The sequence below is a fragment of the Protofrankia sp. Cr1 genome (genome assembly GCF_963555865.1).
Taxonomy (GTDB): domain Bacteria; phylum Actinomycetota; class Actinomycetes; order Frankiales; family Frankiaceae; genus Protofrankia.
In genome coordinates this window covers 3,137-4,408 of the sequence record NZ_CAUVXO010000239.1, presented here as the reverse complement: position 1 = coordinate 4,408, position 1,272 = coordinate 3,137, and the positions used below count along the sequence as shown (strand labels likewise).

2 protein-coding genes are annotated in these 1,272 nt (G+C 64.9%); both read right to left on the bottom strand.

The window, feature by feature from the left end; genetic code table 11:
• Positions 1-816: alpha/beta hydrolase (locus U9980_RS17475; protein WP_322768898.1), on the bottom strand; the 816-nt coding region annotated here is incomplete at its 3' end.
• A 2-nt stretch (positions 817-818) separates the two neighbouring features.
• Positions 819-1,157 (bottom strand): acyl carrier protein, encoded by a 339-nt coding sequence (locus U9980_RS17470; RefSeq protein WP_322768897.1) that lies wholly within the window; start codon positions 1,155-1,157, stop codon positions 819-821.
• Positions 1,158-1,272: the final 115 nt, after the last annotated feature.

Below are 1,272 nucleotides of genomic sequence, written 5' to 3'. Positions count from 1 at the left end.
GGGGCCGCGGGTGTAGGTCGGCATCGGGTGCTCGCGGTCGAACAGCCACCACCGCATCAGCCTGCGCAGGTATTCAGCGGCCTCGCGCAGCACGGCATGCGTGTGATGCTCCAGGATGATCAGCGTGCAGTTGCCGACAAGTCTGGCGAGCCCCTCGGCCTGCCCGATGATGTCGGAGTTTCCCCCATAGACCGCGAGTACGGGTATGTCCAGACACGCCAATCGCTCGGGTGAGAAGGCGACGGTGGCGAGCATGTCCTGCGCGATCGAGGTGTCCCGCAGCAGTGACTGGGCGCTGCGGGTGATCCGGCTGACGGCCCGACCGGCGGACTCCGCCAACCACTGTTCGACCTCGACGTCGGAAAGCCCGACCAGAACCTGCGTGAGCGACCTGGCCATCTCAGCGCCTAGGCCGTCGATGAGGAACGGCGGTTCGATCAGCGTGAGGCTCGCGACCTGCTCGGGAAACTCCAGCCCGTAGGCCAGCGCCATGGTGGCCCCATAGCTGTTGCCGACCAGGTGGACGGGACTGTCGACACCCAGTGCGTCGAGCATCGCCGCCAGATCCGCCATCGCGTTCGCCATGCCGTAGCCGGCCGGCGTCCGCTCGCTGCGCCCGTGACCCCGAAGATCATAACAGATCACGTCAGCGCCCGCATGGGCGAGACTGTTACCGAGCGAGAAGTAGAAACTGGACATGTTGTCCATGACCATGCCGTGCACCGTGACGACAACGGGCGACCCCGGTTGCGGGCCACCGTTGGGTGGCAGCCGCTGGACGTGCAGCCGGACGCCGTTCGCAAGAATCTCGGCCACTGCTACGACCGTGGGGCGAGACAGCCGGCGATGTAAGAGACCACCTGCCCGACCTTCATGTTGATGACCTCGTCGACACCCATGCCAGCGAGAAAGCCGACGAAGTCGACCATGTCGCCATAGCGTTCCCGCATCCGATCGGCAAGGGTGACAAACTCGATGCTCTCCAGTTCGAGATCGGTGTTGAACGACGTCTCCATCGCGATTTCCAGATCGATGACATATTCCTCACCGATGATGTCACGCAGCAACGCCGCCACCTCACCGAGGACCCGGGCCTCGACCACAGCCCGGCCGTCGGCCGGCGCCTCGGCGGAAACCAGCGCGTACTCGGTCGTCATGTCCATGCTCCTTCGCCGCCTTTTGGACCGCTCTCTGCGGTGCTTTCATTCTTGTTCTTTCCGTTTCCTTCGCCGGCGCTCCACCGGTTTCCGCTGGCCGCCCGCTCGACCGCCG